This window comes from Snodgrassella sp. W8124 (assembly GCF_016100875.1).
In the GTDB taxonomy this organism is placed as follows: domain Bacteria; phylum Pseudomonadota; class Gammaproteobacteria; order Burkholderiales; family Neisseriaceae; genus Snodgrassella; species Snodgrassella alvi.
The window spans coordinates 594,850-620,929 of record NZ_JACFRP010000001.1 but is presented as its reverse complement, the minus strand read 5'-3'; the positions used below and the strand labels follow the sequence as shown (position 1 = coordinate 620,929).

Genomic DNA, 26,080 nt, shown 5'->3' with positions numbered 1-26,080 from the left:
ACAAGCAACCAGTATTGATTAAGATTTTTTTACAGTTTGCCTCTGAAACTCATCATCAAATATAACAACTGTTCAAATAAACAGAAAAATAATACAGTTCGTACACTCCAGAGAGGTTTTTCAGTTTCTGTACTGCGTAAAAATAGCAGAAGCATTATTATCCACTGACTTCCTATCCAGAAAACCGGTTGCCAGACAAACATCTGGAATAAAGTGACCAGTAATGGAATTTGCAAGATAACATTTTTCACTAAGCATAATACCAAAACCAAACAAACAACCAAGGCACTAAACTGCAACCAGCCACCATACAGCAACGCAGTTAAATATGCACTTTGTTTCAACTGATCGCGCCGATGCAGAGCAAAACATGAACCGAGTAAGATATACACTGGCATCAAATACAGATTTAGTGGCTTAAATAAATCAGCAATACCCGGTAATATCAGGCTACTCATTGCGGCCAGAATTATCCAGAGTACCAGTGAAACAACCAGCCAGCCATAAATACGGTATTTATAGCATTGCCAGACAAATACTCCTGTATATACCAATACAACTGCATAACTGATTAGCGTACCCATTAACGCACCAGTTTCAGCAAACGTGCAAGCACAGCCGCCATATTATCAGCTATAGCAGCAACCCATTCAGTAGACATATCAGGGGAAAAATGTGCTTCATCTTCATGCCCAATTACCAGAATAGCCAGCGTCTGTTCTTTCCAGCGTAAAGGTAATTGCAAAAAGCTTTCCAGTCGCGGTTGTTCAGGCAATAATTCCAGTAAAGCAGCAACCGGTAAAGCGCCACATGCAGGAGCAGTTAATTTTTTACCAATAACCTTAAATTTCTCATTCACATGTAAATTTACAGGTACACGAACATTTTTAGGAATATCTGCAGTGATGATTAGTGCATGATAAGGTAAAGTAAATTCATTGTTTAATCCATCACTGATGGCTCGCTGCCATTGTGCCAGAGTATTGACGATAAGCAGACGCTGAGTAAACGCCATGAATTTGGCCATTAATGTATGGTTAGCATCAGCATCACCCAGCATTTGAATAAGCTGTGAGGCCATTTTTTCAGTCTTCTGCTGCATTACCTGCATTTTGCCCTGATGAAATGACAATATTTTGCTTTCAATCGGGCGCAGATTAAATTCAGCAGCATGTTCGTATAACCACTGTGGCTGTGCATGTAAAAATTTCAGTACTTCAGCATCCTTAATACTCATAAGTAATTTATCTCTCCTTCAAATACAGTCTCTGCCGGCCCGGTCATCCAGACATGCGCATCAGGTTTCTGCTGCCAGCTTATTGATAACTGCCCGCCGGGTAAATTCACTTGTACCGGTTTATCATCACCCAGTAAGCCCAGACTGATTCCGGCTACAACCGCAGCACAGGCACCGGTACCGCATGCCTGTGTTTCTCCGACACCTCGTTCAAACACACGCAAATAAATCTCTCGTGGGGCTTTTATCTGCATAAATCCGACATTAACCCGCTGAGGAAACTGTCTGTGACTTTCAATGGCTGCACCAAGCCGGTGCACGGGCGCATGATTAATATCTTCTACAACCACCACTGCATGCGGATTACCCATATTGATACAGGTCACACTAACGGTATCAGCTCCGACAACCAGTTCATGGCTGATACTCTTGGCATCATTTTCATCAATTGCCGCAAACGGAATCTGTTCCGGTGCAAACAGCGGTATACCCATATCCACTGTTACCAGCTCATCTTCATTCAATCGCGGCACAATTATTCCACCGGCAGTTTCTACCACAATCTGTTTTTTACTGGTTAATCCTTTATCATAAACAAAACGGGCGAAGCAGCGTGCACCATTACCACATTGCTCTACTTCGGAGCCATCTGCATTAAAAATACGATAACGAAAATCAGCATTCGGTGTCTGCGGTGCCTCAATCAGCAGAAGCTGATCAAATCCCACTCCTGTATGGCGTTGAGCCCATGCAGCGATTGGAGCTGTATCCGGATAAAATTTCTGGCTAATTCCGTCTATCACCATGAAATCATTACCCAAACCATGCATTTTAGTAAATTTTAGTTTAGTCATATGCCATTCAGTCTGTCATCACAACTGGTTTAAGCAGCTATGATACCGATTTATCACCGTAACGATAAGTTCTGCACTGAACTAATTAGCAAATATCTTTATCCGGAAAAAATACAATTATCTTGAAAACAGGCGTTACTGATCACTAAACCAGCTATTTTATTTACAATTAACCTGAATAGCCCGATTATTTTGCCGGCAAGAGAAAACAGCAGCAAAAGATTTTGGTAATTTATCAAACAGAACCTATTCAGATAAATAAATCTGTTTATATAAATTATGCTGAAAAACTGATTATTTTATTTGTTTACTGAAATAATCAATAAAAACCCGTAGTTTTGCCGAATTTTTATTGCTTTGCGGATAAAGAAAACAAAACTCCCATTGATTATCCTGAGAACATTCCGGTAATATTTCGACCAGCTTGCCGGATTGTAACTCTTCCTGAACAGCAAATCGAAAAAGCTGAACAATACCATTGCCATTAATGGCCAGAAATTTTGTTGCCAGCATACTATCAAATACGTGTATCTGTTCAGTTCCATTATTGTATGTTGTGCTTTTATCTATATATTTCCATGAAAATTTTTTATTATTCTGGCTGATACTGAAATTGATACACTTATGATTTTGAATATCAGCCGGTTCATATATTATATTATTCTCAGACAAATATTCAGGACTGGCAAACAAACCGGATGTGGCACAATATAATTTCCTTTTAACTAAAAATGGTTCCAGTCTGGTATCCGGCTGAATCAGTCTTACAGCAACATCATAAGTTTCAGTTACAAAGTCAATATTGCGGTTTGTTACATGAAAGTCAAGCTTAAGCTGAGGATACTGAGCACAAAAGCATTTTACATAGGGTATTATTTTATAATTAAAAAAAGTTTCCGGAATACTTATTTTCAATCTACCGGAAATTGCCTCTTTGTTTACTTTCAATGCCTTTTCGGTACTGATTAATGACTCTAGAACTTCGGTACATTTTGTATAATAAATTCGTCCTTCTGGCGTTAATTTAGTTTTACGGGTATTGCGACTAAATAATTCAACCCCTATTCTTTCCTCAAGACGCTTAATTGAACGACTGACTGCTGCCGGTGTAATATTCAGATATTGTGCAGCTGTAGAAAAATTTTCATTTTCAGCAGCCGTCAAAAATAACTCAAGACTAGCTATATGCATGCTTTTTAAACGTTTTTTCATTCTGATAATGCTTTAAATCATTTGAATCTAATCATTAGTCTGTTGATTATTTCGCATAAAAATATTGTTCAGCACCAACGCGACCAAAGTTATAGCCATACCGCACATTTCCACTACAGAAATTTTATGCCCCTGAAAAATTCCGATAACAGACGAAATAACCGGTACCAGATTAACAAACAAAATACCATTAACTGCACCCAAACCTTTAATACCGGCATTCCAGCTAATGATAACCAGCGCAGTGATAATCAGTATAAAAATATCCAGTCTGCTTGCTAATATGGCTTTCATTTCCGGTCTGCCGGCATATCCCAGCAAAGTCGCAATCATAGTTATTGCTATGATGGTTAACATTCCTAATGAAGAGCTCAGAGCGGTTATACGCAATGCACTCCAATCATATTTTGAAATCATCGTATTGGCAAAATAAGTATATATTACCCAGCAAACAGTTGCTGTGAGTAATAATATGTCGCCGATAAAACTTGATGAGGCAAGTAAATGGTTAAAATTTCCATCGGTAATCACCAGAACAATACCAGTAAAAGCCATTAGCATGCAGATGATTGTGCGAAAATCCGGCAAAATGCGATAAATTATTGAAAATAAAATCAGGGATAATAAAGGCATTAAAGCCAGAATAATCGTTGCATGTTCAGCTGATGAGAATCCTATACCGATAAATGTAAAAAAATTCAATCCGGCAAAACCGATACTACCGAAAAACCAAAGCTGCAAAGTTTTATTTTCTGTTCGAAAACTCTGTTTTCCTTCCTGAATAATCAATACCAGACTAACCAGCAGGGCACCAGGCACATAGCGAATACAGGTAAGATAATAACCATCAATACCAGAAGAAACAGCATGTTTTGAGGCAGGATACATAATTCCCCAGCCTGCAACCGTGATTAATAAATACAAGATACTTTTATAATTTTGCAGCTGACTGACTTTCATATCATTAAACCTGATTCAGTATTAAATTTTTTATTTTTATAGCAGTTCTCAGGTAAAAGTGCATTACAGCAGCCGTAATAACAGTTATTACATCAGGTAATAACTGTTATTAAATACAGATATCTCAACCAGAAGCATTTGTAAGAATTTTATTTATATTATTTATAAATGCATAACCGGAGGCTGAACCAGCATCAGAACAACAGGCAAAGTAATTAAACTTAAAACCGTGCTGATAAAGGTAGCTGTAGATACAAGCTGTGGTCTGGTATTGAACTGGACAGCCAGTAATGTTGTGTTAGCCGCGGTAGGCATTGCCGCCAGCACTATAAGCACTTTTTTAGCCATCAGATCTATTGGCATAAAATATACAAGCAGCATTGCCCACAGAGGTGAAATCAGTAATCGGATAACCAGCGCAAAACTGATTTTGGCTGCTTCAATCTGCCTGATATGCAATGTAGCCAGCTGCATGCCCAGAATCAGCATAATTACCGGAATAGATGAATCCCCGATCATGCCCACTGCCAGCATAATTTCCTTACTTAAAGGAATATGCAGTAATTGAAATATTAATCCGAACAATGCGCCATAAATAATCGGCATTCGTAAGACTTTTTTCAGTACGGTATTCTGGCTAATACCATCAACATCGCTACTGCCCTTAGCAGCATAATAAGTGCCGATGGTGCTCATAATAAATTGCTGTAATACCATCAGAATAACAGCAATATCAAAACCGGCACTACCAAAAAATACCAGAATTACCGGAGTGCCATAATTACCGTTATTCATAAAGCATGAAGCCAGAATCAGAGCACAATTATCCTGATTTTTATAATGACAAAATGCCGACCAGAGATAAACCAGTATAATCAGCCCGACACACAATGCCAGAACATAGAAAGCATAATAAACATAAGCACTGGTTAGCGGGTGGTTATAGAAAGTTTTAAAAGCCAGAAAGGGGGACAGAATATACAAAGACATTTTTGATAAACCGGCAATATCAAATTTCAATGTCTTCTGAGCGATAAAACCAGTGACGAAAATACCAAACACCGGTAATAAAATCAGCAAAAAATGCATTGTCTGCCCTTTCCTTCTCAGTATATCTGCCAGATATATATATATTCTGCTATATGAAGAAAATGTAAATAGTTTGGCAATATTTTTCAGAATCAGGCTGTCATTATTATGTAATTATTCTGCCCTGATCCTAAATTTAATTGTGACTTAAAACCAGTTTACAAAATAGTCGCGCCACAATGCCATTAACCATAATACAGCCAGCAATAACATGGTTAACAATTGAGCGGCTGAAGCTGTATCTTTGGCTCGCTTTGCCAGAGGATGCTTTTCCAGCGAAGTGTGATCTACCGCAGCTTCAATAGCAGTATTAAATAATTCCACAATCCAGCTTAAAAACGATGCCATGATTAATACCATTCGTGTCAGGCTACCAAAATCCAGTACAAATACAAGTACAATCAATACACTATTTAATGCCAGCAGCTGGCGAAAAGCCGATTCACTGCAAGCTGCCTTCAAACCCGCCAGAGAATAACCATAGGCATTGAATATACGGCGTAAGCCCTTTTTACCTTTAATCGATGTTGCAAACGATTGATTATTTTCAGGCATGATCAGATCTTATCCTTGTTATATCGAAATTTTAACTGAGTTTTTAGGTTTCAAACCGGAGAGCCATATAAGCGGGCGGCTTCTTCCACTGCATCAGCAAAAAGTGCCGGTACATTACAATCAGTCTGACTGGTAATTTCCTGAAAACCTGTCGGGCTGGTTACATTAATTTCAGTGAGGTAATCACCAATAACATCCAGACCGGCAAGTAAAATCCCTCTGCGTACCAGTTCCGGAGCAAGTGTTTCTGCAATCTGCTGATCTCGTTGACTCAATGGCTGAGCCACACCCTTTCCACCAGCAGCCAGATTTCCGCGCGTTTCACCCTGCTGCGGAATACGAGCCAGCGCATACGGAACGACTTTTCCGCCAATAACCAATATACGTTTATCACCATGCACAATTTCCGGAATATAACGTTGTGCCATGATAGTTCGACTATCCAGATGCATCAGCATTTCCAGAATACTGCCGATATTGGGATCACTTAGCGTCAGACGAAAGATACCCATTCCTCCCATACCATCCAGAGGTTTAATAATAATGTCATGATGCCGGGTTAAAAATTCACGTATGTCTGCAGCGCGGGTAGTAACCAGTGTTGGTGCGGTAAGCTCAGGAAAATTCAGAATAGCCAGTTTTTCATTAAAATCACGCATAGCCTGACCACTGTTATATACGTGCGCACCCTGAGTAGCAGCCAGTGTCAGCAAATGAGTTGCGTACAGATACTGCATATCAAAAGGCGGATCAGTACGCATGATTACTGCATCAAAACTATTTAAGGTATATTGCTGCTGAGATAAAACATTAAACCATGCATGGTCATATTTATCTTTTGCTCCAATAAAATCAAATTCATCTGCCTTTGCTGTCACATACTCATTTTGCACACTCAAATCACCGGCTAAGGTGTGAAACAGTTTCCAGCCCCGCTGAGACATTTCGCGCATCATGGCATAAGTCGTATCTTTATAAGTCTTGAAACTCGCCATCGGGTCTGCAATAAATAAGATTTTCATTGAATTTACCTGTTAGAATTTTTATCCGGTCAGGATAAAATTATTCCCGTCCGGATAATTACCACATTATTTATTTAAGTGAGCGGATACCCACAGCTTCACGTACCGCTTCCAGCAAAGGTTTTGCTGTCTGACGTGCTTTTACTGCTCCAGCCTGCAAAATATCCTCAATTAAGGATGGTTGTGCGTTAAGCTGCTCGAAACGTTCACGTTTTTCAGCCAGTTCTTCATTAATTTTTGCAGCCAGAATTTTTTTAGCCTCACCCCAGGCCAGCCCGTCAGCCAGCATCTGAGTAAACTGTAAAGTCTCTGCCGGAGTCGAAAATGCTTTATAAATATCAAACAGCGGACTTTCATCCGGTTGTTTGGCTTCACCGGGTTCTTTCAGATTGGTAACAATTTTATTAACAGCTTTCTGCAACTTTTTCTCAGACTCAAACAATGGAATGGTATTGCCATAACTTTTGCTCATCTTCCGGCCGTCCAACCCTACCAGAGTTTCAACGTTGTCATCAATTTGAGCTTCCGGTAACGTAAATAACGGTTTATAACGATGATTAAACCGACCGGCAATATCGCGCGCCATTTCAAGATGCTGAATCTGATCACGTCCTACTGGTACTTTATCCGCATTAAACATCAGGATATCCGCGCTCATTAGCATCGGATAACAGAACAGCCCCATTTCAACTCCGTGATCCGGATCTTCCTGCCCTTTTTCTGCATTTTCCTGTACCGCAGCTTTATAGGCATGTGCCCGGTTCATCAAACCTTTGGCTGTATTACAGGTAAGTATCCAGTTCAATTCCATTACTTCAGGAATATCCGTCTGACGGTAAAAAGTTGTCCGTTCCGGATCAAGACCGCAGGCAAGCCAGGTTGCTGCTACTGCTTTGGTAGATTCATGTACTTTTTCAGGTTCATGACATTTAATCAGCGCATGATAATCAGATAAAAACAGAAAAGATTCTACTTCTGAGTTCATACTTGCTTGTATTGCCGGACGAATTGCCCCTACATAATTACCCAGATGCGGAACTCCGCTTGGTGTTACACCAGTTAAAACACGAATTTTTTTCATTATAAACACTTACTTTAAAAATAAATTTTTATTAATACTGAAGCCGGTTTTCATACTTTTAACATTCAGCAAATCATATAATCAATCCGGATAAATTAAACCACCGGTTCAGACATATTTTCCAACTCAATGGCAGCGGCCAGAAGTGACAGTCTGGCCAGCACTCCGTAAACATATAAACGGATACTTTCGCAATCTCTGGCCTGAGTGACATTTTCTGTTTGCGGTATGCCCAGCTGTTCCCATGGTTTAAATTCCCGTTTACTGGCTGCTTCTTCCGCGCTCTGAGTATCCAGAGAAGCAATATTGCATTGTAATGGTACAAAATGCATACCAACAGCATTCAGATTTTCATCCGGTCCGCGATCCTGATGTACCCGGTAAAAACCACCAATAACAAACCGGTCCATCATATATACCACTGGCTCGGCTGTTGCGCCATTCAGCGTTTCATAAGTATAAATTCCTTCCTGTACGATTACTTCGCTTACTTCCAGGCCCTCTTTGATTTTAGCCATTTTATTGCGTTTTTTACGATTTAAACCGCGTACTTCTTCAGCAGAATGCACACTCATGACACCCATACCATAAGTACCGGCATCGGCTTTAACAATAACAAATGGTTTATCCTGAATACCTAATTCATCGTATTTGTGCTGAATACGCTGCAATAATCTTTCTACAGTTTCAGCCAGCCGGTTTTCTCCTTCATGACTGGTAAAATCCAGACCACTGCATACTTCGAAGTAGGGATTAATTGTCCACTCATCTATACCTACTAATTGTGCAAACTCAGAAGCTACCTGATTATAGGCCTGAAAATGTGTACTTTTACGCCTTGTAGTCCACCCTGCTTTTAACGGAGGCAATAATGTTTGCTCCAAACCCTGCAATATTTCCGGCACACCGCCAGATAAATCATTATTCAGGAGAATCATGCAAGGGGTGAAACCGTCGGCCAGCTGTAAAAGATTGCCCTGTCGCTGTACCGGTTCCAGCGTAATGTGATCACCCAGTGCTGTTTCCAGCGTGGTAACCTCTGTAATCTCAGGATTCAGGGTTCCGATACGAACATCTAATCCGACATGGCGCAAGATAGAATACAGCGCATAGACATTTTGTAAATAAAAAGTGTTGCGCGTATGATTTTCGGGGATCAGTAAAACTGATTGTGCATCTGCACAGGCACGTTCTACGGCATCCTGTGCTGCTACTGATGCCAGTGGAAGAAAAACGGGATTCAGATTATTAAATCCGCCCGGAAACAGATTCATATCTATGCTGGCTAATTTATATCCGCTGTTACGAATATCCACAGAACCGTAAAAAGGAGCGTGGTGATGTCGCCATTGAGCACGAAACCATGATTCAATCTGTGTTTGACTGGCTAAAATTGCACGTTCAAAATCCTGCAATTCTTCACGATGCGCTGAGGCTACATCAGGTAAACTCATATTTCATTCCTTTCTACATTCATACCCAGCATTTTTGCTGCACATGCGGTATTCTATATAATTTTGCCGGTTCAGAGGGTATTCTTTTTAAGTTTGGCTGAACTAAAGGTTTTATTTTCAGACAGATTCAAGCAGGCAGCCATAAATATAAACCAAACCAGTCATAAGAATATAACACAATGAAAATATTAATTTTTTAATATAAAAATTTAGATATCAACAGATAAACTATCCTTTGTACATACTTTTTTCTGATTACTACCGAATATATAAACACATTTTATTAAGTTAACACAGATATCCAGATAAAAGCATCGCTTACTATTATTTGAAAAAGTGCCAGCCAGCTTGAAACCAATAACTTCTAATCTTTATAGAGCAGAAACTATTATCTACAGTCTTTACCACACATGATTCAGATTAATTAGCTCAAATCAAATGATTTATAGAGAATTTAAACATACAATTAGACATTTAGTCTAAAATATTCGATAATTTTATTTATTTTAGTCCAAAAATTTATTTTTTAGACAAAATACTTGTAAAACTACCTTAACAGTATTAAGATGCATCACACATAAAACATAACAAAACAAAGCTACTACAATGAATGCACAAACCTTGTATGAAAAACTGTGGAATAGCCATATTGTCCAAGAACAGGCTGATGGTACAGTTTTACTTTATATTGACCGCCATCTTGTACATGAAGTAACCAGTCCGCAGGCTTTTGAGGGACTGAAACTTGCTCACCGTCCGCTCTGGCGTGAACAAAGCATTGTGGCCACTGCTGACCATAACACACCGACCGATCACTGGGACGAAGGAATTACTGACCCGATATCCAAACTTCAGGTCAATACACTGGATAAAAATATTCGCGAATTCGGTGTAGAGAAATATTATCCGTTTAAAAATATCAATCAGGGTATTGTGCATGTTGTCGGACCTGAACAGGGAGCAACTTTACCCGGGATGACTGTAGTATGCGGTGATTCACACACCTCTACACATGGTGCATTCGGGGCGCTTGCTCATGGTATTGGCACATCAGAAGTAGAGCACGTGATGGCAACACAGTGTATTACTGCGAAAAAATCAAAAACCATGCTGATTAAAATCGATGGCGCCCTAAAAACAGGTATCACAGCCAAAGATATTGCTTTATATATTATCGGGCAAATTGGTACAGCCGGCGGTACAGGCTATGCAATCGAATTTGGCGGCGAGACTATACGTAATCTTTCTATGGAAGGTCGCATGACCTTATGCAACATGGCCATAGAGGCCGGTGCCCGCTCTGGTTTGGTTGCCGTCGACCAGACAACTATTGATTATATTAAAGACCGTCATTTTGCACCTCAGGGTGAGCTGTGGGATCAGGCTGTCAGCTACTGGCACACTTTAGTATCCGATGAAGGCGCACATTTTGATAAAACCTACCACTTTAATGCTGCTGATATAGAACCACAGGTAACATGGGGAACATCACCCGAAATGGTGATTGCAGTCAATCAGCAGGTACCAGACCCGGCTGCAGAAACTGATCCGGTTAAACGGGAAGGTATGCAGCGCGCACTGCAATACATGGGATTAACAGCCGGTACCCCAGTTAACGAGATTCCGGTAGATGTTGTTTTTATTGGTTCCTGTACAAACGGACGAATTGAAGACCTACGTATTGCTGCCAGTGTCGCAGAAGGACATCACAAAGCAGATAATGTAAAAAGGGTATTGATTGTACCCGGTTCCGGTCTGGTTAAGCAGCAGGCAGAAGCAGAAGGACTGGATAAAATCTTTACAGCAGCCGGATTTGAGTGGCGTGAACCGGGTTGCTCAATGTGTCTGGCCATGAATGCAGACCGCTTACAGCCGCAGGAGCGCTGTGCCTCAACGTCTAACCGGAATTTTGAAGGCAGACAGGGCAACGGCGGACGTACTCATCTGGTTAGTCCGGCGATGGCAGCGGCTGCTGCCATTACCGGACATTTTACCGATGTGCGACAGATATAAAGTGAATAACTTGCAGTTTTAAGCCAGCACGTGCATGATAAGCATGTAGTTCTGATTGAATTTGTTAATATTTATCTTTGTTGAAGGAGTACGGTATGAAAAAAATGTTGTTAATTGCTGCAATGGTTATGGCCGTAGTTACTGGTTGTCACACAATTCACGGTGTGGGACAGGATGTCAAAGCTGGTGGTCAACATTTATCCAATGCTGCCAACAGATAACAATACAAGGATAAAATCATGAAAAAATTAATGCTTTTGAGTCTCGCTATTGTTGGTTTTCTGGCCGGTTGTCATACTGTTTCCGGTGTAGGCCGCGATATTTCTGCCGGCGGTCAGGCTGTAAGTAATGCTTCTGACAACGTACGTTCAGAAATGTAACTGCATGCAAGCCCGAAAGGGCTTGCATAAAATTCAATCATAAACTACAAAATACTAAAATACCGCATGAAATCTTTTACTACTCTTACTGCACTCGTAGCGCCTCTTGACCGCGCTAATGTAGATACTGATGCAATCATTCCCAAACAATTTCTTAAATCCATTAAACGCAGCGGCTTCGGGCCGAATGCATTTGATGAATGGCGTTATCTGGATCATGGTGAGCCAGGTATGGATAACAGTAAACGTCCGCTAAATCCAGACTTTGTGCTTAATCAGCCACGTTATCAGGGCGCGCATATTCTGCTCACACGGAAAAACTTCGGTTGCGGCTCCAGCCGTGAGCACGCTCCCTGGGCTCTGGATGATTATGGCTTCCGTGCCATTATTGCACCTTCTTTTGCTGATATCTTTTTCAATAACTGCTACAAAAATGGCTTATTACCTATCGTTCTGCCTGAAGAAATCGTTGATCTCTTATTTCACGATGTGACAGCTAACGAAGGTTATCAGCTAAATATTAATCTGCCGGAACAAACTGTTAACACGCCGGACGGAAAACATTATCATTTTGAGATTACTGAACACCGCAAACACTGTCTGCTCAACGGTCTGGATGAAATCGGACTGACATTACAACACGCTGATGCTATCAAAGCATATGAAAATAAACATAAGCAACAACAATCATGGCTGTATCAGTCCTGACTGAATCATAAATTTTCAATCATTTATAATCTGAAAAACTAACTGACAACTCAAAATTATCAGTCATTAATCGATAAGCAGAAAGAATAAAATGAGCAAACATATTGCTATTCTTCCCGGTGACGGTATCGGACCGGAAATCATCGGACAAACCGTACGCGTTCTGGATAAACTGATTGCAGAGGGGCTGGATGCAGATTATCAGTATGCACCATTGGGCGGAGCAGCCTATGATGAATACGGACATCCCTACCCTGAATTTACTCAGAATATCTGTCGTCAGGCAGATGCAGTATTGCTTGGCGCAGTCGGCGGTCCTCAATACGATAAACTGGAACGTTCTTTACGCCCCGAACGCGGTCTGCTGGCCATACGCAAAGACCTCAATCTTTTTGGCAATCTGCGTCCGGCAATCCTCTATCCAGAACTGGCCAATGCTTCTACATTAAAACCGGAAGTAGTTTCTGGACTGAATATTCTTATTGTGCGTGAATTAACCGGCGATATTTATTTTGGCGAACCGCGCGGAATTCATACATTAGCTAACGGTGAACGCGAAGGTATCAACACCATGCGTTACAGTGAGAGTGAAATTCGCCGTATCGGTAAAATTGCGTTTGAAGCAGCACAAAAACGCAACAAAAAACTTTGTTCCGTCGATAAAGCCAATGTACTGGAAACAACAGAGTTATGGCGTGAAATCATTACAGAAATGAGTAAAGATTATCCTGATGTCAGCGTCAGCCATATGTACGTAGACAACGCCGCCATGCAACTGGTTAAAGCACCTAAGCAATTTGACGTTATTGTAACAGGCAATATCTTCGGTGATATTCTTTCTGATCAGGCTTCAATGCTTTCCGGCTCTATTGGTATGCTGCCCTCCGCTTCTCTTAATGAAACCGGTAAGGGCATGTATGAACCCTCCCATGGTTCTGCTCCTGATATTGCCGGTCAGAATCTGGCTAATCCACTGGCTACTATACTTTCTTTAGCGATGCTTTTACGTTACAGCCTGAATAACGAAGATGCAGCTCAGCGAATCGAAGCAGCTGTAGGCAAAGTGCTGGCACAAGGTTTGCGGACAAGTGATATATTTGAAGAAGGTTGTACGCGTATTTCATGCAGCCAGATGGGTGATGTCGTACTTGCTGCGTTATAAGATAATTGCACATTATCATTAAATTACGTATATTGAACTTAACAGAGAATTTATATCTCTGTTAAGTTATTTTTTATATAGCTATTTTTATAATTGAAATTTGATATCTTGAGCTACCGTTCCACACAACAGGCGCAAACTTCATTAACTGACTTGCCAGATGGCAGCCTGCCGGCACATCATGTTGGCTGCCCCTGCTGTGGTCTTTCTCTGTCTATTCCTTCGCTGACTCCCGGCGAATATGCTCATTGCCCCCGTTGCAGGCAGCATCTGGTCAGAATTGAACATCATCCACTGGATACGCCAACAGCTTATGCTATTGCTTCATTAATTATCATGTTAATTGTGTATACACAGTTATACATGAGCATAGATTTACTTGGCATACATGTAGAGCTAACTATTCCGTATATGGTTGAGACACTGGCCCAGCAGGATTATTCTTTGCTGGCGGAAGTCATGTTCCTGTTAACTTTTGGTTCGCCGGTACTGTTTCTGTTATTGTGTCTGTACGTATACACAGGTTTGCGCTACCGGCAGATATTACCCGGTATGCTATACGCTACCCGTACACTGGTTCGTCTGCGCCACTGGATTATGGTCGATGTATTTTATATTGCCACACTGGTAGCTTATATTAAAATCAGTGGTATGGCACAAATTCATTTCGGACTTGCTTTCTGGCTGATGATGGTACTGGCCATTTTACTTATCCGCACTTCTCAGGGTGTACCTGAACACTGGATTTTTTATCAGATACAGCGCCTTACCGGCAATGATCCTGTTTTACAGAACAATAGTGCTGATACCATCAACTGTAATTATTGTCTTTTTGAGCAACCAGCCAGCCTGAATGTATGCAGCGTCTGCGGTTCGTATCTGAGCCGCCGTAAACCTTTAAGTCTGAGCATTAGTATGGCCTTTCTGCTGGCAGCCATTATTTTCTATATACCGGCTAATTTATTGCCGATGATGATTACCCGCTCGCCGGGCACCAATCTTTCTAGTACCATTCTTGATGGTATAGAATACATGTGGAATGATGGTGACGTTTTAATTGCAGTTGTTATATTCAGTGCCAGTATGGCCATTCCCATATTGAAAATTATTTCTATGCTGGTTCTACTGTATTCTGCTGCTTACCGGCCATTAATGTCTGCACACAAATTAACCATACTCTACCGTATTACCGAATCAATCGGGCGCTGGTCAATGATTGATATATTTGTCGTTATCATTCTCATGTCGGCATTTTCCACACCACTGGCTAATGTAACCCCGGGTGCTGCCACCATTTACTTTTGTGCAGTTGTCATCCTGACCATGGTTTCTGCACTGAGTTTCGACCCGCGTTTACTCTGGGATGAAGCAGTACAACAAAGAAAACACCATAAACCTCATTATAAAAACAGCAGTAAAAGGCATTCTCATCATGAGCCAATCTGATAATCAGACGCCGCAGGCAACTGCCACAGTAAAACGTAATCCACCCTTTAACGTACTGGTGTGGATTATTCCGGTGCTGGCATTATTAACCGGGGCATGGCTGCTTTTTCAGCATCTGCGCCATACAGGGCCGGAAATTACTTTGTATATAAAAGACGCGGACGGGATTGAAATTAACACGACTACCATTAAAGTCATGAACGTCACCGTCGGTAAAGTTACTGCAATCAGAATCAGCCCGGATGAAAAAGGCGTACAAATCAAAGCGCAGATGACAGCTGACGTCAAAAATATGCTACGTAAAGACACTCAGTTCTGGATTGTTAAACCACGCATAGATCAGAGTGGTATTACCGGCCTGAATACCTTAGTTTCCGGTTCATATATCGCTTTTACTCCGGGGCACAGCAAAGAAAGAGCAGAAACATTTACAGTTGCTGATTTACCTCCGGTTACTGCCATATCGCAAAGTGGTATACGTTTGCGTCTGAAAGGTCACAGTGACAAGCTGCTTAATCCGGGTAGCCCGGTGCTTTACGGAGATATCAGTGCCGGACAAATTGAAAAAGCCTATTTTGACCCTAAAGACAACAGTGTACATTATCAGGTCTACATCAATAGTCCGTATGACAGTCTGATAGGCGACAAAGTTAAATTCTGGTTGCAGACCGGCCTGCAGATTACTGCTTCTGGCGGCGGTGTACATATTGATTCTGCGCCCATACCCGCACTGCTCTCGGGTGCAATCGTATTCAAAACCATGTTTGAAGGTAAAGGCAATCCTGTTGCCAACAACACTGAATTTACTCTCTACAATAGCGAACGGGAGCTGGATAACCTGCCGACAAACCGTGCTCAATACTATGTTGTATTCTTCCAGCAGTCTGTACGCGGACTCAGCGTTGGTGCTCCGGTAGAATATCAGGGTATTAATATCGGTTCTGTTGCAGATGTACCTTACTTTGCCCTGAATGACAGCCATAAACTCTTCCAGCATGGCTGGATACCAGTACGTTTACGTATTGAGCCGGGACGTATGGAAATAAATGCTGGCAAACAAGATGATAAAATCTGGCAGCAGCAAATCCAGCAGGCACTTAATCTGGGGTTATCTGCATCTCTGGAAAAAGACAATTTGATTACTGGTAATCAGTATATTAGTTTATCTCAGGCGCAAGCGGGAGAATCACTGTTTAAACCCGTAGCACAATATCAGGGATATACCGTTATCAGCAGCACCCATACCGGACTTGATATGATCCAGAATCAATTGACTGCACTATTAGCCAAAATGAATAAGCTGCCTATAGAAAACACCATGAAACAGCTGGATATGACATTGGCACAATTAAAAACGACTCTGGCTAGTGCAGACCGCTTGTTGTCACAAAATAAAACTCAGCAACTACCTGCTGAGCTGGCGGCTACTCTGAAAGAATTACGGACTACATTACAAGGTGTATCCAGCACCTCACCTCTATATGGTGATATTCAGCAAACCCTGAAAAGTATTGACAGCACCCTGAAAGATGCACAGCCAACACTGAAAACCCTGAAACAACAACCCAATGCCCTGATTTTTAATCGTCGCGGGCATGATCCGGAACCAAAAGGAGCCAGATAATGAAAATTTTGTTACCACTTGTCTGTGCTGTCAGTCTGACGCTTGGTGCATGTGCCGGTAATCCGATTACCTACTATCAGCTACCCGGCAGTAACTATCAATTACCGGCCGGCAGCCAGAGAATTCCGGTACAACTTAAAGTGGTACTGGCTGAGCGCCTTAATCAGGGGAATTTAGTTTATCAGGACAGTCCGACAACTCTGCACTTTGCCCAGCAGCATCTATGGGCTGATGATCTTGGCGATGAAATTAGTCAGACACTGGCCAATGAACTTAATAAACAAAGTATTCGCTATCTGTTTACTCCTGAAAATAAAACTAAAACCACACTAACTGTATATATACAGTCTTTTCAAGGTAGCTATGATGGTTATATCTACATCAGTGGTTACAGCAGCTGGCAGGGTATTAATAATGAACAAGGTCAGAACTTTAATGTCCGGCTACCTCAGCAAGGCAATGGCTACAATAATATGGTTAATGCTCTGGCTCAAGGACTCAGTAATGTAGCCAAAAGCATTGCTCCATATAATTAATTATTGCAATACTAACCAGGATCGCAGTTTGGCCTAATAAGCACATTTGACAATTTTTTTCTAAACGGGACATACCGTTACTAATTCAAGTGCATAAGATGGCAATTCAGTAAATGAAAATGCAGATGAGATGAGCTATGATGGGGAATTTATCAATACCCCATCATTTATAATAATAAAAAATTATTCTTTTAATGCCATATTTAATAAATATAGATAAAACAATAATATAAATCAGTAAAAATATTGATATTCTCTATATTAATAATGATACTTTCAGCTAAATGATTTTTTATTCTATACTCTCCAGATAACAAAATTACACTAATGACACCATAAATTAATTCGCCAGATAACCAGAAAGATTTATAATAAAACAATATTTCTATCCGAAGAGAATTATGAGATTAAAACTCGTTTCCCTTATTGCTTTACTTCTAGTTGGAGCATGCAGTATTGGCATGCCTTCTAATGTGGCAGTCGGTATTGGTGGTGGCAATCACAATTTTGGTCTTGGTACGACAATTAACTTTCCGATTAGAACCAAGCCCGTACCATCAGAACCACCCGTTATAGCCGGTACAGAACCATCCGGCCAGCCTGAAAAACCGGCAGCAAAAACAACCGATCAGAAAAAACAGCCTATCAATAAATAAAAATATTACATTTGATTCATTATTAAATTTTACTATCCATTTAACATATTTTTTACTTATCAGGCCTATCACATCCTTATTTCTGTTGATAAGAGACAAAAATTTCTGGTAAAAAAGGTAAATTTATAACCATATCAAAGCATCTGCGCCAAAAACAAACGAACTGCCAGACAAATTATGCCTAAACCGTATAAACCATGCTAAACTCAACAGCAAAATTATTTCTGATACTGAAAATGTAAGAGTAAAACTTATGGCCGGCAATACTTTCGGACAAATCCTTACTGTTACCACCTTTGGTGAAAGCCACGGTGCTGCAATTGGTTGTATCATAGACGGGTGTCCGCCGGGACTGGCTTTAAATGAAGCCGATATTCAGCATGATCTGAACAGACGTAAACCCGGTACCAGCCGCCATGTTACTCAGCGTCGTGAAGCAGATATTGTCGAAATTCTTTCCGGCGTATTTGAAGGAAAAACCACCGGCACACCGATAGCTTTATTAATCAGAAATACTGATCAGCGCAGTAAAGATTATAGTGATATTGCTCAGAGTTTCCGCCCCGGACATGCGGACTACACATATTGGCATAAATACGGTATCAGAGATTATCGCGGCGGCGGACGTAGCTCAGCTCGTGAAACAGCTGCCCGGGTAGCAGCAGGCGCAGTAGCCAGAAAATGGTTACGTCAGCATTTTAATACTGAAATAATTGCCTATATCACCCAGATTGGTGAAAAAAATATCTCTTTTGAAGATTATGCCTATATAAACAATAATCCTTTTTTTGTCGCTAATAAAAGCCAGATTCAAGAACTGGAACAATATATGGATAGCATACGTAAAGCATGTGATTCCATCGGAGCCAAACTGCATGTTACTGCTCGTCATGTTCCAGTCGGACTGGGTGAACCGGTTTTCGATCGTCTTGATGCCGATATAGCTCATGCCATGATGGGCATTAACGCAGTTAAAGGCGTAGAAATAGGTGCAGGTTTTGAATGTATACGCCAAAAAGGCAGTGAACATGGAGATGAGCTGACACCTGAAGGATTTAGATCTAATAATGCCGGCGGTATATTAGGAGGCATCAGCAGTGGTCAGGACATACACATTAATCTGGCCATTAAACCTACCAGCAGCATTGCCACACCTCGTCATTCAATAGATATTCATGGCAAGCCGGTTCTACTATCGACCCAAGGTCGTCACGATCCTTGTGTCGGACTGCGCGCAGCGCCAATTGCCGAAGCAATGCTTGCTTTGGTTCTCATGGATCATGCTTTACGCCAGCGTGCACAAAATGCTGATATTCACGTAGATACACCTGATATTGCTCATTATTTATCTGATGAAGCTAATATCTGAATATTTTTTATAGCCATAACTGCAAAGTTATCATCTGTATCAATGATTTAATTCATTATTATTTCATTGAAATGGCCATAAACCCACAAGGAAGTAACTTTATGAGTCAAGAAACCGCTTTGGGTGCAGCCCTGAAATCAGCTGTACAGACCATGAGCAAAAAAAAGCAAACTGATATGATTGCCGAACATATCTATCGCAAATATGATGTATTTAAGCATTTTAAACCATTGGCAATCGGCATTGATCAGGATTTAATTACTGCATTACCACAATATGATCCTGCTCTTATAGCACGCGTTCTGGCCAATCACTGCCGCCGGCCGCGATATATCAAATCTCTGGCACGCGGAGGAAAGCGTTTTGATTTGAATAACCGCTTTAAAGGTGAAGTTTCACCAGAAGAGCAGGCTATTGCTAAACAACATCCCTCTATGCAGACAGCAAAACCGGCTTCAGCAACTGAAGTCGCAGAAATCCCCTCTGCAAAAGCTGAAACTGATCATAGCAGTAGCAGCGAAGAATCATCACAGAACTGATACCAGCAGATACACGAGCCCTCAAGCTCGTGTTTTTTATTCTCATGCTATTTGACAGCCACTGCCATCTCAATCACAGCCCCCTGACAGAAAATTTAACCCAAGTACTGCAACAGGCTGCTGATAAACATATTGGTCATTTTCTCGTACCCGCTACCAGTCCTGCTGACTGGCTGACAACCATCGAACTTCAAGAAGCTTATTCTTGCATATATGCGGCAATAGGCATTCATCCCTGGTATATCAACAGTCACAATGATTCTGCACTCAATCAACTCGAATCATTACTACATACACATCCAGATATTATGATGGGAGAAATTGGTCTGGATTTTGCACGAATAAATAACACAGCAGACAAAAATTTGCAGATTAACTGTTTTGAAGCCCAACTAAGAATGGCCAAATCTCTGCAGCGTCCTGTCATTATTCATAACGTCCATGCTACCGATGCTTGCATACACAGTATTAAACATTGCCAATTTACTTTTGGCGGGATTGCTCATGCCTTTTCCGGCAGTATGGAAGAAGCACAGGCTTGGATTAAGCATGGTTTTTTTATTGGTGTTGGTTCTTTATTATTACGAACACAGGCAAAAAAAATTCGGCACATTGCCGAAAAGCTACCTTTACAACATATAGTAATCGAAACTGATGCACCTTATATGTCTCCTCTGCCGCATCAGAATAACACTCCTGATAATTTACGCCAGATTGCTGAAATCATAGCCGGCTTGCGCAATAGTCACTGGCAGGATATAGCTTCCATTACTAGCAAAAATACGTTTCAAGTTATTTCACAAAAAACTTAGTCTCAGTATTATTTATTAACTGAAAGAATCATTGGTGAAAGGCATGAATAATACTAGAATGTTTTTTGCTTAGTACTCATATACAGAAATTTAAATAACTATTCATCATTAGGAATCTGCCAGCTTTCAATAATTGAAAGCTGGCAGATTTATACTTTTTCAAAAATTAATAATAAGAAATTATTTTGAAACAGCAATAACTTCGGATTAGAAATTAACTTGTGCACTGATACTATAACGGCGCCCATCCAGAGTACGACCATAATCTTTCTGATCAACTCTTTTATCAAATATATTATAAATACCGCCACTTAAAATCAGATCTTTTTTCGGTTTAAATACCAATCCTGTATCTACAAAACCATATGATGGCTTACCAATTGCCATTGAGGTCCGTGACAGATAATCTGAAGTTCTGCTGCGGAAATTCCATCTGGCCCATGTAGATAATTTTTCCGTCGCATTCCAGTTAAGCGTGGTATTAAACATATTTTTCGGCATTTCATTTAATGGCTTACCACTAAACTGACCACTCTTCTGCTCACTATGTGTATAGGTATAATTCGCAGACCAGTCTACTTTTGGTGTAATTTTCCAGCCAAATGTTGCTTCTATACCGCGTAAAACTGCTTTATCCACATTTTCGCGCTGACTGATAAAGTCAAAATACTCATTACGCCAAGAACAGGCATTTGAACCGGCCTTACCCTGACAGGTACGTACTTCCGTTATTTTGTTTTTAAACTTTGTATAATAAGTAGTTAAACCAGCAGAAAGATTACGGTTATTATCCCAGTTGAAACTGATTTCGAAATTATCTGATTTTTCCGGTTTCAGATTTGAGTTACCTATAATAATACCATTAGAATATCCACCACCGGTTACCTGCCCCCAGCCATCTGATGCTGCACGCAGTGCAGGTGCTTTATAACCACGGGAATAACCACCCTTTATTGTCCATTCTTTATTAGGCGTCCATACACCATAAAACTTTGGAGTGATCTCAGAACCATAATTTTCATCATGATCCAGTCGTGCTGCACCAGTCAGTGCAAATGTTGGTACGATACGCCATTCATCCTGTCCGAAAACTGCCCAAGAATCACGCTCCAGATGAGTTAACCGCCGCCCGTTAATAACAAGCTGGTTACCCGTATCATTCAGTTCTTCCCGTTGCCATCTGCCGCCGATGCTCAAAGTATGTTTATTCAGGCGAAACTGAGTCTGGGTATTAAAAATAGTATTTTTTTCATGCATATCACGTGATGGATTATCATTTTCCTCACGCTGAACATATGTCTGAGTATCAATTTTATCGTAGTAGCCACGATGAGTAATACTATACTGATTGCGATCATACAGCGTGTAATCATCTGTAGGTTTTACACCCCTGCGCGGTGCTGTATCAATTGTTTTACCTACTTTACCATTGCGATTCTGTAAACTTCGGTTTAATTCAAAATCAATTGTATTTTTATCATCCGGTGTCCAGGACAGAACCAGATCACCGTTGCGCATACGCTGTTCTTTATAGCCGCCGATAAATTTATCTTCATCGCGGTGAGAATATCCTGCATTAACACGGATACCTAATTTATCCTGAATTAACGGACCGGAAAGATAAACGCTGCTTTGCAGAGTATTACCGCTATTACTATGCTGTTGTATAGTAGCATCTGCCTTAATTGAACCAGTCCAGTCAGCAGCTGTTTTTTTGGTAATGATATTAATCACCCCACCCATTGCATCGGATCCATATAAAGCTGAAGCAGGACCACGAATCACCTCAATCCTCTGAATCGCTGAAATTGGTGGCATCCAGCCCTGCTCAATTCCCGGACCATCGGAATTAGGACGAACCCCGCGCGAATTGACCCGTTTGCCATCTATCAGCAACATAGTATAAGCACCCGACATCCCACGGATACTGATATCTTTCGTACTGCCGCCACCGGTTACTACCACTCCTGGTACATCCAGCAAAGCATCAGTGACATCGTGATATTCCTTAGTTTCGAGTTCTTTGGCATTAATCACAGTAATTGATGCTGCTGCATTTTTTGCCTGTTGTTTAAATCCCGAAGCTGTTACCACTACATCATCCAGTACTGCTTCTGCAGCATATAACGGAGATATTAAAGTTGGGAGTAATGCCAGTGAAAACGAATGGTGAATCAGTTTACGCATAATGAAGACGGACCTCTGACGAATTTATTTTAATAAAATTTAAATAAATTATTTAGTTAAATTCATTTAAATGATAATAGTAATCATTATATAATTTAACATAAATATACCTAAAAAGCATCAGATTTATTGACAAAATATAAAAAAGAATACCATTTGAGTTGGCGTAGGTATTATGTCATGGCAAGTAATGACATAACTAAATGATTTGAAAATAAGATTTACTAATAGCGATACATACTCTCATTTTAAAACCAGTAAATAAAAAATCCCTGAAATTTAATTCAGGGATTTTTTGTAAAATGGCGGAGAGTAAGGGATTCGAACCCTTGATACAGGTTTTGCCCGTATACTCCCTTAGCAGGGGAGCGCCTTCGACCACTCGGCCAACTCTCCGTAGAGAAGTTGCGAACTATACCTAATCAACTCTTAACTGTCAAACAAAAATATACAAAAAAAACTCCGAAATGATGCCCTTTTTGCTAACACTATAGCAGTAAACAACATTTTCTTTACGCCTATAAACCACCGATGGATACAAATCTGAGCTATACTAAAATTCAGGTCTCAGATAAAGTTGATATATAGCCACCATAAGTTCCTGAGAGTTTTAGCTGATTCTCCAAAGCACCTTTAACAGAAATCAATTTGTTTACTTTATATAATAAACATATGCTACCTGATTGTTCTATTTAATTTACTGCTCAAAAAATCAAGTGTAAATTACCCTTTTCTCATACTCAGCCTCCGGTATAATACAAAGTTTAACCATCTGGTCAACCCGATGACTGGCAAAATTATTGTTTGTAGTCTTTATCGCATAACAATATAAAATTTAAAATTCTGGAGACTTGCATGAGTGCAATTATTGACATCTTTGCGCGTGAAATACTGGATTCACGCGGTAACCCGACAGTTGAATGTGATGTTCTGCTTGAATCTGGGGTAATGGGCAGAGCTGCCGTGCCTTCCGGCGCGTCTACCGGTGAAAAAGAAGCACTGGAACTGCGTGACGGCGATAAACAGCGGTATTTGGGCAAAGGTGTATTACAGGCTGTAGAGAATGTTAATAATGAAATTGCACAGGCACTTATCGGCATTGATGCCAGTGAACAAAGCTATATCGACCAGATTATGATTGATCTGGACGGTACTGATAATAAAGGTCGCCTTGGAGCCAATGCTACGCTGGCAGTTTCACTGGCAGTTGCCCGTGCTGCAGCAGAAGATGCCGGTTTGCCACTATATCGTTATATAGGCGGTGCCGGGCCAATGTCCATGCCTGTTCCGATGATGAATGTTATCAATGGCGGTGCACATGCCAATAATAGCCTTGATATTCAGGAATTCATGATTATGCCGGTGGGCGCAGAATCATTTCGTCAGGCATTGCGCTGTGGTGCTGAAGTATTTCACCATCTGAAAAAATTATGTAATGATAAAGGTATGTCTACCAGTGTTGGTGATGAAGGCGGTTTTGCGCCAGATTTAGCCAGTCATGAAGAAGCCATTCAGCTGATTCTGTCTGCTGTAGAGGCAGCAGGCTATATTCCCGGTAAAGATATCGTACTGGCTCTGGATTGCGCTTCCAGTGAGTTTTACAAAAACGGGCATTATGAATTAACTGCAGAAAATCTGAGCCTGACCAGTGCCGAGTTTGCTGACTACCTGACTGACCTTGTTAACAAATACCCTATTGTGTCTATTGAAGACGGTATGAGCGAGCACGACTGGGAAGGCTGGAAACTTCTGACAGAACGTCTGGGTAAAAAAGTACAGCTGGTTGGTGATGATCTGTTTGTTACCAATCCGGCTATTTTAAGCGAAGGTATAGCCAAGGGTCTGGCTAACTCACTTCTGGTTAAGGTCAATCAGATTGGTACATTGTCCGAGACACTTAAAGCGGTAGATTTAGCCAAACGCTTTGGCTATACCAGTGTAATGAGCCATCGCTCCGGCGAAACCGAAGACAGCACCATAGCTGATCTGGCTGTAGGTACAAACTGCATGCAAATTAAAACTGGTTCACTTTCACGCTCTGATCGTATTGCGAAATATAATCAGTTGCTGCGAATTGAAGAAGAACTTGGTTCTGCAGCCTACTATCCCGGTAAAAAAGCTTTTTATCAGCTTAGCTAATTCTGATATGGAATATTATAGGCAAATAAAATGAAGTGGGTAACCTGGGTACTGTTATTTGCATTGGCCGGTTTACAATACGACTTGTGGATGGGGCATGGCGGCTGGCACGACATGTGGAATCTGGAGAACAACGTCATAAATCAGAATGCCAGTAATGAAACCCTGATACAGCGTAATCGTGCTCTTACCGCCGAAATTAAAGATCTCGCCGATGGAAAAGATGCGATAAACGAAATGGCCCGGGATAAACTGGGTTATATACAGGATGGCGAAGTTTTCTATCGTTTTGTACCTTCAGGCACACTTGTAACTACTACAAATAATCAAAATAATATTCCTCAAAGATAAAGAAAAACACTTTGACATTACCAAACCAGCAGTTTTTAGTACCAAAAACCGCTGGTTTTATTTTATAGCAATAAATTGCAATATATTCTGTTTCCACCAGATGATTTAATTTGACTAATAAAATCCATCAACCTATAGTTTGGTTGTATCAATACCACAGCTTTTAAAATTTTCTAATCAATATCAGAATAGACTTAAAAGAATCATAGCCAATATATTAATCAATTAGTATGATATTTTAAAATCTGCTGAATCAGGTAAGATAAATTGTTCTGGGCATTAAAGGCAAATATATGATTTCTATCCATCAGAAAAGTTACGGTTTAGACGTTGTACTATACAATGAATTTACACTAGAAGACTTTTATCAGCTGGAAAATGCTTTGTTAAAAGCCATTGAACACATTCATTTACCTAATCTGTTACTTGATCTGAGCCAGATGAAAGATTTCACTATAGATATGGCTTTAGAACATCTCAGATTTCTGCGTCAGCATGCCCATGATTTTGGTCGCACTGCTATTGTCGTTGACGATATTTGGATTCGTATAGGTATACGTCTTGCTAATTTACTAACTTTGCAACGACCCAGATACTTTAGTGATACAGCTACAGCGCAAAAATGGCTGGAACAGAATACACAAAATTCAAATGCCATCCGCAATAATTAACTGCTTTATTCATCAGTAAGCAC

General features: G+C 40.6%; 26 protein-coding genes and 1 tRNA gene. 15 read left to right on the top strand and 12 right to left on the bottom strand.

The features are described from left to right. Positions 1 to 29: 29 nt before the first annotated feature. The 10 genes from H3U73_RS02690 to gshA form a co-directional block, all read right to left on the bottom strand. Positions 30 to 584 (bottom strand): hypothetical protein, encoded by a 555-nt coding sequence (locus H3U73_RS02690; RefSeq protein WP_025330963.1) that lies wholly within the window; start codon positions 582 to 584, stop codon positions 30 to 32. Beyond that, a complete protein-coding gene (locus H3U73_RS02685) occupies positions 584 to 1,237 on the bottom strand; it encodes a DUF484 family protein (protein ID WP_198190001.1) in 654 nt (217 codons plus the stop codon). Before H3U73_RS02685 ends, H3U73_RS02690 begins: the two co-directional genes overlap by 1 nt. Further along, complete coding sequence (gene dapF, locus H3U73_RS02680; protein WP_037392337.1) at positions 1,234 to 2,091, bottom strand: diaminopimelate epimerase; 858 nt, start codon at positions 2,089 to 2,091, stop codon at positions 1,234 to 1,236. Before dapF ends, H3U73_RS02685 begins: the two co-directional genes overlap by 4 nt. Positions 2,092 to 2,385: 294 nt before the next feature. Then, positions 2,386 to 3,303, bottom strand: a complete 918-nt coding sequence (locus H3U73_RS02675) for a LysR family transcriptional regulator (protein ID WP_198190000.1) — start codon at positions 3,301 to 3,303, stop codon at positions 2,386 to 2,388. Positions 3,304 to 3,330: 27 nt separating this feature from the next. Then, entirely contained in the window at positions 3,331 to 4,263 is a 933-nt protein-coding gene (locus tag H3U73_RS02670) for a DMT family transporter (protein WP_198189999.1), read from the bottom strand. Between the two features lie 162 nt (positions 4,264 to 4,425). Beyond that, complete coding sequence (locus H3U73_RS02665; RefSeq protein ID WP_096765950.1) at positions 4,426 to 5,352, bottom strand: AEC family transporter; 927 nt, start codon at positions 5,350 to 5,352, stop codon at positions 4,426 to 4,428. 147 nt (positions 5,353 to 5,499) lie between these two features. Beyond that, positions 5,500 to 5,907, bottom strand: coding sequence for a diacylglycerol kinase (locus tag H3U73_RS02660; protein ID WP_078474708.1), 408 nt, complete (start codon positions 5,905 to 5,907; stop codon positions 5,500 to 5,502). 50 nt (positions 5,908 to 5,957) lie between these two features. Next, positions 5,958 to 6,929: a glutathione synthase gene (gshB, locus tag H3U73_RS02655; RefSeq protein ID WP_037392329.1), complete on the bottom strand. Its 972-nt coding sequence runs from the start codon at positions 6,927 to 6,929 to the stop codon at positions 5,958 to 5,960. Between the two features lie 70 nt (positions 6,930 to 6,999). Further along, positions 7,000 to 8,010, bottom strand: a complete 1,011-nt coding sequence (gene trpS, locus H3U73_RS02650; RefSeq protein WP_025330971.1) for a tryptophan--tRNA ligase — start codon at positions 8,008 to 8,010, stop codon at positions 7,000 to 7,002. 95 nt (positions 8,011 to 8,105) lie between these two features. Beyond that, positions 8,106 to 9,464 carry a glutamate--cysteine ligase gene (gene gshA, locus H3U73_RS02645; protein ID WP_198189998.1) on the bottom strand — a complete coding sequence of 453 codons (1,359 nt, stop codon included), beginning with the start codon at positions 9,462 to 9,464 and terminating at the stop codon, positions 8,106 to 8,108. 606 nt (positions 9,465 to 10,070) lie between these two features. On the opposite strand from gshA, the gene leuC reads away from it, so the two are divergent. The 12 genes from leuC to H3U73_RS02585 all read left to right on the top strand — a co-directional run bounded on the left by leuC (position 10,071) and on the right by H3U73_RS02585 (position 20,709). Further along, positions 10,071 to 11,477, top strand: coding sequence for a 3-isopropylmalate dehydratase large subunit (gene leuC / locus H3U73_RS02640; protein WP_025330973.1), 1,407 nt, complete (start codon positions 10,071 to 10,073; stop codon positions 11,475 to 11,477). Positions 11,478 to 11,572: 95 nt separating this feature from the next. After that, on the top strand, positions 11,573 to 11,698 hold the full coding sequence (locus H3U73_RS02635) for an entericidin A/B family lipoprotein (RefSeq protein WP_078474712.1): 126 nt from the start codon (positions 11,573 to 11,575) through the stop codon (positions 11,696 to 11,698). Positions 11,699 to 11,716: 18 nt separating this feature from the next. After that, positions 11,717 to 11,857, top strand: a complete 141-nt coding sequence (locus H3U73_RS02630) for an entericidin A/B family lipoprotein (RefSeq protein ID WP_051506459.1) — start codon at positions 11,717 to 11,719, stop codon at positions 11,855 to 11,857. Positions 11,858 to 11,923: 66 nt separating this feature from the next. Then, positions 11,924 to 12,565 carry a 3-isopropylmalate dehydratase small subunit gene (gene leuD, locus H3U73_RS02625; protein ID WP_198189997.1) on the top strand — a complete coding sequence of 214 codons (642 nt, stop codon included), beginning with the start codon at positions 11,924 to 11,926 and terminating at the stop codon, positions 12,563 to 12,565. Between the two features lie 91 nt (positions 12,566 to 12,656). Further along, positions 12,657 to 13,727 carry a 3-isopropylmalate dehydrogenase gene (gene leuB / locus H3U73_RS02620; RefSeq protein WP_110414329.1) on the top strand — a complete coding sequence of 357 codons (1,071 nt, stop codon included), beginning with the start codon at positions 12,657 to 12,659 and terminating at the stop codon, positions 13,725 to 13,727. 108 nt (positions 13,728 to 13,835) lie between these two features. Next, complete coding sequence (locus tag H3U73_RS02615; protein WP_100125981.1) at positions 13,836 to 15,173, top strand: paraquat-inducible protein A; 1,338 nt, start codon at positions 13,836 to 13,838, stop codon at positions 15,171 to 15,173. Next, positions 15,160 to 16,797: an intermembrane transport protein PqiB gene (gene pqiB, locus H3U73_RS02610; protein WP_174830318.1), complete on the top strand. Its 1,638-nt coding sequence runs from the start codon at positions 15,160 to 15,162 to the stop codon at positions 16,795 to 16,797. The genes H3U73_RS02615 and pqiB overlap by 14 nt, the downstream gene beginning before the upstream one ends. Next, on the top strand, positions 16,797 to 17,333 hold the full coding sequence (locus H3U73_RS02605) for a membrane integrity-associated transporter subunit PqiC (RefSeq protein ID WP_025330978.1): 537 nt from the start codon (positions 16,797 to 16,799) through the stop codon (positions 17,331 to 17,333). The genes pqiB and H3U73_RS02605 overlap by 1 nt, the downstream gene beginning before the upstream one ends. A gap of 401 nt (positions 17,334 to 17,734) precedes the next feature. Beyond that, positions 17,735 to 17,989, top strand: coding sequence for a hypothetical protein (locus H3U73_RS02600; protein ID WP_038648923.1), 255 nt, complete (start codon positions 17,735 to 17,737; stop codon positions 17,987 to 17,989). Positions 17,990 to 18,242: 253 nt separating this feature from the next. After that, the gene (aroC, locus tag H3U73_RS02595) at positions 18,243 to 19,358 is read left to right on the top strand and encodes a chorismate synthase (protein ID WP_198189996.1); all 1,116 of its coding nucleotides are present in this window, start codon (positions 18,243 to 18,245) and stop codon (positions 19,356 to 19,358) included. Positions 19,359 to 19,459: 101 nt separating this feature from the next. Continuing rightward, on the top strand, positions 19,460 to 19,897 hold the full coding sequence (locus H3U73_RS02590) for a ProQ/FINO family protein (protein WP_198189995.1): 438 nt from the start codon (positions 19,460 to 19,462) through the stop codon (positions 19,895 to 19,897). Between the two features lie 44 nt (positions 19,898 to 19,941). Further along, positions 19,942 to 20,709, top strand: a complete 768-nt coding sequence (locus tag H3U73_RS02585; RefSeq protein WP_198189994.1) for a TatD family hydrolase — start codon at positions 19,942 to 19,944, stop codon at positions 20,707 to 20,709. 207 nt (positions 20,710 to 20,916) lie between these two features. Here H3U73_RS02585 and H3U73_RS02580 read toward each other — a convergent pair whose 3' ends face one another. After that, positions 20,917 to 22,896 (bottom strand): ligand-gated channel protein, encoded by a 1,980-nt coding sequence (locus H3U73_RS02580; protein ID WP_198189993.1) that lies wholly within the window; start codon positions 22,894 to 22,896, stop codon positions 20,917 to 20,919. Positions 22,897 to 23,199: 303 nt separating this feature from the next. Next, positions 23,200 to 23,292: transfer RNA gene (locus tag H3U73_RS02575), tRNA-Ser, on the bottom strand. A gap of 459 nt (positions 23,293 to 23,751) precedes the next feature. Between H3U73_RS02575 and eno the strand changes: the two genes are divergently transcribed. The 3 genes from eno (at position 23,752) to H3U73_RS02560 (ending at position 26,057) form a co-directional block, all read left to right on the top strand. Further along, on the top strand, positions 23,752 to 25,035 hold the full coding sequence (gene eno / locus H3U73_RS02570) for a phosphopyruvate hydratase (protein ID WP_198189992.1): 1,284 nt from the start codon (positions 23,752 to 23,754) through the stop codon (positions 25,033 to 25,035). Between the two features lie 30 nt (positions 25,036 to 25,065). Beyond that, complete coding sequence (gene ftsB, locus H3U73_RS02565) at positions 25,066 to 25,386, top strand: cell division protein FtsB (protein WP_198189991.1); 321 nt, start codon at positions 25,066 to 25,068, stop codon at positions 25,384 to 25,386. Between the two features lie 293 nt (positions 25,387 to 25,679). Further along, positions 25,680 to 26,057 carry an STAS/SEC14 domain-containing protein gene (locus H3U73_RS02560; RefSeq protein WP_198189990.1) on the top strand — a complete coding sequence of 126 codons (378 nt, stop codon included), beginning with the start codon at positions 25,680 to 25,682 and terminating at the stop codon, positions 26,055 to 26,057. Positions 26,058 to 26,080 lie beyond the last annotated feature (23 nt).